Origin of the sequence: Kordia sp., assembly GCF_045105435.1 — a bacterium.
GTDB lineage: Bacteria > Bacteroidota > Bacteroidia > Flavobacteriales > Flavobacteriaceae > Kordia.
Map to the genome: position 1 here is coordinate 1 of NZ_JBGCDL010000110.1, position 8,930 is coordinate 8,930.

10 protein-coding genes are annotated in these 8,930 nt (G+C 32.6%); 3 read left to right on the forward strand and 7 right to left on the reverse strand.

Annotated elements, in window-relative coordinates; all coding sequences use genetic code 11:
• Nucleotides 1-42 precede the first annotated feature (42 nt).
• Both AB8B65_RS05400 and yiaA read right to left on the reverse strand, forming a co-directional pair.
• Nucleotides 43-843 (reverse strand): tetratricopeptide repeat protein, encoded by an 801-nt coding sequence (locus AB8B65_RS05400; RefSeq protein ID WP_405299836.1) that lies wholly within the window; start codon nucleotides 841-843, stop codon nucleotides 43-45.
• Between the two features lie 89 nt (nucleotides 844-932).
• Nucleotides 933-1,406 (reverse strand): inner membrane protein YiaA, encoded by a 474-nt coding sequence (yiaA, locus tag AB8B65_RS05405; RefSeq protein WP_405299837.1) that lies wholly within the window; start codon nucleotides 1,404-1,406, stop codon nucleotides 933-935.
• Between the two features lie 180 nt (nucleotides 1,407-1,586).
• On the opposite strand from yiaA, the gene AB8B65_RS05410 reads away from it, so the two are divergent.
• Nucleotides 1,587-3,089, forward strand: coding sequence for a tetratricopeptide repeat protein (locus AB8B65_RS05410; RefSeq protein WP_405299838.1), 1,503 nt, complete (start codon nucleotides 1,587-1,589; stop codon nucleotides 3,087-3,089).
• A 1-nt stretch (nucleotide 3,090) separates the two neighbouring features.
• On the opposite strand, the gene AB8B65_RS05415 is transcribed toward AB8B65_RS05410, so the two are convergent.
• The 5 genes from AB8B65_RS05415 to lysS form a co-directional block, all read right to left on the reverse strand.
• Entirely contained in the window at nucleotides 3,091-3,639 is a 549-nt protein-coding gene (locus AB8B65_RS05415; RefSeq protein WP_405299839.1) for a hypothetical protein, read from the reverse strand.
• A 46-nt stretch (nucleotides 3,640-3,685) separates the two neighbouring features.
• Nucleotides 3,686-4,750, reverse strand: a complete 1,065-nt coding sequence (locus AB8B65_RS05420) for a hypothetical protein (protein WP_405299840.1) — start codon at nucleotides 4,748-4,750, stop codon at nucleotides 3,686-3,688.
• A 109-nt stretch (nucleotides 4,751-4,859) separates the two neighbouring features.
• On the reverse strand, nucleotides 4,860-5,912 hold the full coding sequence (locus AB8B65_RS05425; RefSeq protein WP_405299841.1) for a hypothetical protein: 1,053 nt from the start codon (nucleotides 5,910-5,912) through the stop codon (nucleotides 4,860-4,862).
• Nucleotides 5,913-6,009: 97 nt separating this feature from the next.
• Nucleotides 6,010-6,174, reverse strand: coding sequence for a hypothetical protein (locus AB8B65_RS05430; RefSeq protein WP_405299842.1), 165 nt, complete (start codon nucleotides 6,172-6,174; stop codon nucleotides 6,010-6,012).
• A 168-nt stretch (nucleotides 6,175-6,342) separates the two neighbouring features.
• Entirely contained in the window at nucleotides 6,343-8,028 is a 1,686-nt protein-coding gene (gene lysS, locus AB8B65_RS05435) for a lysine--tRNA ligase (protein WP_405299843.1), read from the reverse strand.
• 170 nt (nucleotides 8,029-8,198) lie between these two features.
• On the opposite strand from lysS, the gene AB8B65_RS05440 reads away from it, so the two are divergent.
• Nucleotides 8,199-8,360, forward strand: a complete 162-nt coding sequence (locus tag AB8B65_RS05440; protein WP_405299844.1) for a YqaE/Pmp3 family membrane protein — start codon at nucleotides 8,199-8,201, stop codon at nucleotides 8,358-8,360.
• A gap of 22 nt (nucleotides 8,361-8,382) precedes the next feature.
• Nucleotides 8,383-8,930 (forward strand): hypothetical protein (locus AB8B65_RS05445; protein ID WP_405299845.1); only part of this gene is annotated, 548 nt, incomplete at its 3' end.

Genomic DNA, 8,930 nt, shown 5'->3' on the forward strand with positions numbered 1-8,930 from the left:
TAAAACCTCGTAAAAACTATATAAGCGTAGTCGTACGAGGTTTTAATTCCGTTTCTTTTTTACTTTGCTATCGCAATAAACATAAATCATGTCATCAATGACATTATCTCCTAGTGCTTTCGCTTTTTTCAAATCTTTACATGCGCTTTTTGTCTCTTTTTTACTTGGTTGTAAATTTCCATGTCCAGTCAAAATATTAATCTTCGCAGTTCCTCGATTAGCGAGTGCTTTCACATAATTAGGTTTTATTTCAATTGCTTTATCATAATCCTTAATTGACTGTTCAAAATTTCCTAGCATATCGTTTGCCGTTCCGCGGATAAAATACAATTCTGCGTCTTTTGAGTTTATTATGAAATACCTGTCACAGTTTTTTATTGTTTCTTTAAATTTTCCTTGCGAGTAATGAACAAGAGCAAGCCAATACAGCGCTGATTCCATCATTCTATTATTATTGTTTTTGTAAATAACGTAGTTATAATCTGCTTTTGCTTTTTCTAAATACCCAGCATGCATATTTGAAAGTCCTCTGTCAATAAATGACGCCATATCTGTACTATCGAGCTTAATTGCCGCTGTAAAATCTGCAATTGCTAAATCATATTTTTGAAGTCTATCGTATGACAATCCACGATTTATATAACCAGTTTTTTGGACGGTTTTTTCATCAACGATTTTTATTAATTCCGTGTAATTAACAATCGCTTTTTCAAAATTTCCAGATTTAAAGTTGGAATTACCTGTCTGATATAATTCTATTACACCATTCTGTCCAATTGCAGAAATGGATAGTAGAAGGAGAATTATAATTAGGTTTATTTTTATTTGATCAATTTTTTTCATCTTTTAATATATTGATTATTTTTTTAGAATAAAACCTCACAACAACTACATTCGTTCGTCATTGCGAGGTTTTGGTAATCAACCAACATTTAGGCTTTTTGATTTTTCAATGTGAATGTATCTCTCGTATTTTTTTGTACAGCTACGGAAGCAAATAAACTCAGCGTAAACGACATTCCGTAAAATCCTTTTTCGCTCAATTCCATGTCAGCATTCCACAATCCGACAACTAATAATAAAATTGCTGCCACGGTTGTAAACCAACTGATTCCATAATAAATTTCTGTAACAGGAATTCCTTCCATTTTGTCTCTTACGGCTTTTTGAACCGAAACCACCGAAAATAATCCGAATAGTAAAATGGTAAAATAGTATCCTTTTTCGTTCAATTCCATGTCAGCATTCCACAATCCAATGCAATAGGCAATCATTCCGACTCCTAAAGCTGCCCAAGATGCGCCAATAAAAGCTGGCGATGGTTTGAAAGGATTTTTTTCTTCCGTATTTGATGTTTTTAATTTCGTTGTTTTTTCTTCTGAACTTTTAAATGTTTGTTGTTCCATAATGGTTTAATTTTAAATGTAAATTGATTTGTTTTTGTGTTTTGATTACAGGACAAATATGCGATCAGATTTTTGACTACGAAATCTATTTTTTCATAAAAAAGGACTATATTTATATGTTTAAAAAGTAATTAAAATACTGATAATAAGTATTTTAATATAATAAAAAAGGTCGATATAATGATTGCAATTGATGTTATTATTTCTCAATTTTCTACAGAAGAACAACAAGAGTTTGTAAAATACCTTCTGTATAAGAACAAACGACACGACACTAAGAATGTACAGTTGTTTCAGTTGCTACTCGCGAATTATCCCGCAAAGGAAATTCCGAAAAAACTATATGGAAAAGATAATAAAACTGCCTATCACGGATTGCGGAAACGTTTGTGGAGTTCGCTGGTCGATTTTATGGCAACACAAAGTTTGACGCATGAAGTTTCAGACGAATTAGCAATTACCAAACGCATTTTAGTCGCACGTAATTTGTTGCTTCAAAAGCAATTTAAAACCGCTTTCAAAATTTTGAATAAAGTAGAAAAGAAAGCACGCGAAATTCTACATTTTTCCTTGCTCAACGAAGTCTATCACACACAAATACAATATGCGCACAAAACAGATTTTGCGCCATCGTTGGAAGTTTTGATCGAGAAATGTACCGCGAATCAACAAGATTTTTTACAAGAAGAAAAGTTGAATATGGCATACGCGGTGATTCAAGAGCAGTTGCAAAAAGTAGTTTTTAAAGGTGAAATTATTTCGTTTCAAAGCTTAATTCAAGAAACATACGAGCGTTTTGGAGTTTCTAAGGAAATCGGATTGTCCTATAAATCGTTGTATCAATTGGCACAAATTATCAATTCGGTCGCCGACGTAAACAAAGCGTATTTTGCTATTGAACCATTTATTTTAGAAAATTACAAATACATTTCCAACCGATTGAAACAAACGGACAAGCATTTATTTTATCACATTAAAGTATTGTATTTGATTTCAAATATTTTCTTCCGAAAGAAAGAATTCGCGCAAAGCTTAAACTATTTAGCGCGTATGAAAACGGCAATGGAACAACAAAAACAGCGCTATTACAAAAGTTCGTTGGTGTCGTATCAATGTTTATTGGCGTTAAATTATAATTATGCTGGAAATTCGGAAAAAGCCATTATTCTTTTAGAAGAAGTGATCCATTTAAAAAAGTATGATTTGGAAATTATGTTAGACGTACATTTGAGTTTGATTGTATTTTATTTTCAGCAAGGCGAATTTAAAAAAGCACAAAAAATAGGTTCAAAATTTTACCATACGGACAAATGGTACGAAGAAAAAGCTGGCGTAGAATGGGTAATTAAAAAGAACTTAATTGAACTGTTATTACATATTGAATTGGGCAATATTTCCTATGTCGATTCACGCTTTGTAAGTTTCCAACGAAAGTATTATCCGTTTTTAAAAAAATCAGGACAAAGTCGCGTCATCACCTTTTTAAAATTTGTAAAAGAATATTACAATGCGCCAGAAACTGTGACTTCCGAAGTGTTTAGAATGGCTGTTAAAGATTCTTTTGAATGGAAAGTCCGTGTAGAAGAAGACATTTTTGTAATGAGTTTTTACGCTTGGTTAAAAGCTAAAATGAACAAAACAAATTTATACAAAACGACGTTGGAGTTGATGGAATTGGATTAGTTTATCTTGGAACGCCACACAATCTCCATCCTTCGTACGGAATAAAAATTAGTTCTCCTAAATTCATTCTTAATTCCGTTTCGGTCAATTTGTTATTGTATTTATCAATATAATCGGATTTTATGGTGAATAATCCATGCATCAAATAATATTCATTTCCTTCATCAAGTTCAAATGAAGGATTTAAAATCGCACTAAACTTGCTCATTTTGGGAGATTTATTCTTAACAATTTCAATAGGATTTTCGCTACCAAAAATGATATCTCTTCCCAAACGATCAAATCGATCTTGATCAATAATCGTTACATTTTGATTGTATTCACTTTTGCCATAATCGCTATCAAGACCATAATACTCAAACATTTCTACAAATTCACTTTCGGTAATATAAAGCGTTTTTAATTGTTCAATATCTCTACTTTTATAAGCATCACTAATTTTTAAAACAAAAGCTGTTAAGGCGCTGTCTTTGTCAACTTTTGTTTGCGTACACGAATAACTGAGATGAATAGCAATACTAATTACGATAATTTGTCTGATGAATTTCATACCATTGGTTTGTTAGCAAATATAATACGCGTTTAATTAAAATGTCTTATAACTTTCCTTTCAATTCCATTTTAAGATACGTATACAATTTTTCTCGTACTTCATCATAATTCGGTTTTTCATAAGAAGAACGCACTTTTATAAAATGAAAGAAATGATATTGGTTGTTGTATTTTATGAGTGTGGCGACACCGTAAAAAATAAACCCGTCTATTATCATTGAAAAATCGGCTTCTTTAATTCTGTAATTATCATACGACTCACTTCCTGCAAGATTAAAATAATCATCCAACGATTCGTCAATGAGTGACCTGCGCAAATCGATCCATTGCATGATCATATTTTTCCATTTTTCCGGCTTTTCTTTACTATAGAAAAAATATTCATCTGAATTTTTAGCAAAGATAGCAACGTTTGGACTTGCGTTGGTATTATACATTGGAAATTCTTTCGGAATATGAACGAATACATTTGGAATAATTTGTTTGATATATGTGCTATTGCGTGCTTTTCTTTTTTTAGGTTGCATGTCGTTTCCAACAATAACTCTGGTAATATCAGTTTTTACAATTTTTTTAAAATTTTCTCTTCGAGTTGCTTTTTTAATAGAATCTTGTCGTAAATATGCTCTTTTATAGGCTTGTCGCATAGAGTCTTGCTTTGCAGGACTTGCATTCTGGTATTCGTTTGTAGTTGATTCTTCCGAAGTGTTTTTTTCTGTATTATATTCAATCAAACTAAATATAAATCCCAAACCCAACATAAGAATAGCGGTAATAATTGGAATTTTGAATCTTGAAAACAGACTTTTCTTTTTTTGAAATGATGTTCGTTGTTTGTACTGCCTGTCTCTTTTTGAAAAAACCTCAAAATCAATAGGATGATTCGTGGTATTTGTTTCGGTAAACCTTGCTGTTGGCTGGTTTGTTTTCGGTTTCTTATCAGGTGTTTTACGCTTTTCTTCCTTAGGACGAATAGTGTTTTTGGAATGTTTTTGACTTACGTCAGAATCGTTATTAGGACCATTTACGGAAAACTGAAACTTTCGTTCAGAAGATTTCTTTGAACGATTTCGTTTTTTATCATATTCTGAACGTCTGGAACGTTTCACGTGTGGTTAGTTTCAATGTGAAAGCTAAAGGTATAAAAAAGTAATTACACTCGCTGCTTCTTTTGATTCGTTATGCAAAATGACAAACAACGATTTAAAAAAACAACAATTATCTAATTTTTAAATAAAAGTTCAAATACTTCATTAAAAATCGAACGTCAAAATCTTTTCCTTTCCGTTCGTTGGAAATCAACTGAAAGAAATAGTTTTTATCTTCAGCTTCTACCAACGCAGCAACACCTTGTACTTCTGTATTGCCAGATGAAATGGTGAATTTTTTTAGCTTCACATTTAAATCTTTATATGTATAACTTCTAATTTCACTAGACGAAAAAACACTTCCATAAACTTCTTCCGAAAGTTCTCTTCGTAGTGTTTCCCATTGCGATGTGATAGTTTCTCCAGGCGATTTTTCTGCTACATCATGAAAAAAGTAGAATTTAGCAAACTTGGCTATAATTGGCGTTGTCGGAAATTCAGTTGTATCATAAATATGAAACCTTTTAAACAAGCGCACTTTTACATGTTCTCTAATTTGGAAAGTAGAATCTTTTTCCAGTTGAATGACTTCACGTAGCGGTTTATTTCTTCCAACAATAAAATTGGCGGCAGCTACTTTAGGTAATCGTCTTTGGCGTGCGCGTTCTCTTTTGCGTTTTTTATCTTGTTTTTCAATGAGTTCTTTTAGTAAAAGATCATTCTCTGTAGTTGTTGACGAGTTTGTATCTGCAACTCCTACAACACCTCTAATCACTTTAAAAATAAATATGATGATTACCACAGCGAGCGGTAATTTAAAATTAAAACAACCTGTTTTTCCTTCGGGAATATAGGGTTTAGATTTTTTTTGACGCGTTTCGTTAACCTCAAAACGTTCAAAACTTGCAGGTGGATTTGAAGTTGCAGTTGAACTCGAATTTGAAGTTGAAGTTGAAGTTGAAACTGAATCTGAACTTGAAGTTGAAACTGAATCTGAAACTGAATCTGAATCTGAACTTGAATCTGAACTAGGTTCTGAATTTGAATCAGGAATTGATGTTGAAGGCTGAGTTTTGTCAGCTTCTTTATCAGTACTATTTGTAGAAAATCGGAACTTTCGTTCGGAAGATTTCTTCGAACGATCTCGTTTCTTATCGTATTCTGAACGTCGGGAACGTTTCACTTAGGGTATTTATTGAAATTTTTTTAAAGATAGAAAAAACCCAAGAAAGAAAGCTCTTGGGTTTGATGAATGTTGTAAAATTAATTTAAAAAAGTGATTAGCACCAAAATGATGGACAATCAAAATCGAGTGTGTCATCTGATGGTCCAAAAGGACATCTTACACATAGCGATAAACGAGTTCCTCCACCGTTAACTTGTTTTCCTAAATTAGAAATTGACTTCTTGTTTAGCTTCAAGCTGTTTAAATTTTGTTTTTTCATGATTTATAATTTTGGTTAATATTCAATAAATGTAGTTGAAGTAAACTTCTTACTATAATAATGATACTCGTTATTTATAAAACTAGAGCACAAAAAAAAGGAACTACGATTTGCAGTTCCTTTTTGATATTTATATGTGACCGAAGTCGAAATGTACTTTTATTGATGTTAGACGATTTCTATAAAAAGCCCATCATCTGTTTTTGCTACTTTTGCGAGATTATTTTTTGTCAATTCTTTAACTGACTTGTCCCACTTTTTGTTAGACAATCCAACTTGTGCTTTTAAATCCGTTAAAGGTAGTTTTTCAGCCTTTTTCAAGAGTTCTAAAATCGCTTTTGCTTCCTCTGTCAAAGCAACTTGCTTTTTCTCTGGACGCATTTGCGGGAAGAATAATACTTCCTGAATTGATGGATTGTTGGTTAAATACATAATTAAACGATCCATTCCAATTCCTAAACCAGATGTTGGCGGCATTCCGTATTCAAGTGCGCGAATAAAGTCATTATCAATAAACATGGCTTCGTCGTCACCTTTTTCAGAAAGCTTTAATTGCGCTTCAAAACGTTCACGCTGATCAATAGGATCATTTAATTCCGAATAGGCGTTTGCAATTTCTTTACCACAAACCATTAATTCAAAACGTTCCGTTAATTCCGGATCGTCGCGGTGTACTTTACACAACGGACTCATGTCTTTAGGGTAATCTGTAATGAATGTTGGTTCAATATAATTGCCTTCACATTTTTCACCAAAAATTTCATCAATCAGTTTTCCTTTTCCCATCGTTCCATCAACTGCGATTCCCATTCCTTTGGCAGCTTCAAACAATTCTTCTTCAGACTTCCCAGTAATGTCAAATCCTGTAAAATCAATGATTGATTGTGTCATTGTTACACGTTTGTACGGTGCTTTAAAATCAATTTTATGCTCACCAAACGTTGCAGTTGTTTCACCATTTACGGCAATGGCACAGTGTTCTAGTAAACTTTCTGTGAAATCCATCATCCAATTGTAGTCTTTATAGGCTACATAAATTTCCATGGCTGTAAATTCAGGATTGTGCGTACGATCCATTCCTTCGTTACGGAAGTTTTTAGAAAATTCGTATACACCATCAAATCCACCAACAATCAATCTTTTTAAATACAATTCATTGGCAATTCGCATATACAACGGAATATTCAATGAGTTGTGATGTGTTACAAACGGACGTGCCGCAGCGCCACCAGGAATTGGTTGTAAAATGGGCGTTTCAACTTCAAAATAGCCAGCGTCATTAAAAAAGTTACGCATCGCGTTAAATAACTTCGTACGCTTTACAAACACTTCTTTTACTTCTGGGTTTACTACTAAATCAGCATAACGCTGACGGTAACGTTGTTCAGGATCATCAAACTTATCATATACAACACCATCTTTCTCTTTTGGAAGCGGTAATGGTTTTAAGGCTTTACTTAAAAGCGTAAAATTCTTTACTAAGACAGTTTTTTCTCCAACTTGCGTTGTGAACAATTCACCTTCAACTCCTATAAAATCTCCTAAATCTAATAGTTTTTTAAAGATGTCATTATATAAAATTTTATCATCTCCAGGACAAATTTCGTCTCTATTAAAATATACTTGAATTCTTCCTTCTGCATCTTGAATTTCTGTAAAAGAAGCTTTTCCTTGTACTTTTTTACGCATCAATCTTCCTGCAATGATCACCTGTTTACCTTCTGCAAATGTTTCCTTAACCTGTTTCGAAGTATGATTTACAGGATAAAGATTTGCTGGATACGGGTTAATGCCGAGTTCGCGTAACTTTGAAAGCTTTTCTCTACGAACGATTTCTTGCTCTGATAATTGCATAATATTATGTGTAAATTTAAGTCTGCAAAGATAGATACATTTTGCTAGTATACCAATGTATTGATTTGGAAATATTTGAAGTCACAAAACTTTGCAAATACGCTCGTCTTGTAACATTTTTGCTGTTTTTCAGTCTTACAAGTATCAATAATCATCAAACAAAATGAACCATGAATATATGGAGTGTTCTCTTAGCAATTATATTTCCGCCGCTATCTGTTTTAGATAAAGGTTGCGGATCTGTTATAATTGTCTTTATTTTGTGGATCTGCGGATGGGTTCCTGGAACTATTGCCGCATTAGTAATTGTAAATAATCCAGACCGACAATAAAAACAATTTAATTAAAATTATTATGAAAAAAATCTATTTAGGAATTTTAGCTGTATTGATGGTATTTTGCACGAGTTGCGAATTTTCTGAAACTGTCTATATAAATGAAGATGGTTCAGGGAAAATGTCACTTTATTTTGATGGTTCTGAATTAATGCAAATGGCAGGAAGTCAAATGACAGGCGGTAGAGACGAGTCAATTGATTCACTAATAACGTTTAAAGAATTATTTTCTAAAGAAATGATGAGTATGTCTGATCTTTCAAAAGAAGAAAAGAAACAATTAGAAAGCTTAAACAGACTCAATATGCACATGGTGATGGACACCAAAAAAAGTAAAATGAATCTTGATATTTTCATGGATTTTGATAATGTCAATGATTTAAAAGAAACGTATGACGGTATAAATAAGCTTGCAGAATTGAGTAAAAAATATGCTGGAACAAGAGGTTCAAACCCATTAGCTTCTATAAATCCTGAAGAGTTAACGTCGATGGATTATTCATATAATAAGAATGTTTTTAAGCGCTCATTTAAAGTGTTAGACAAAAAAATGGTCGATTCGCTGAA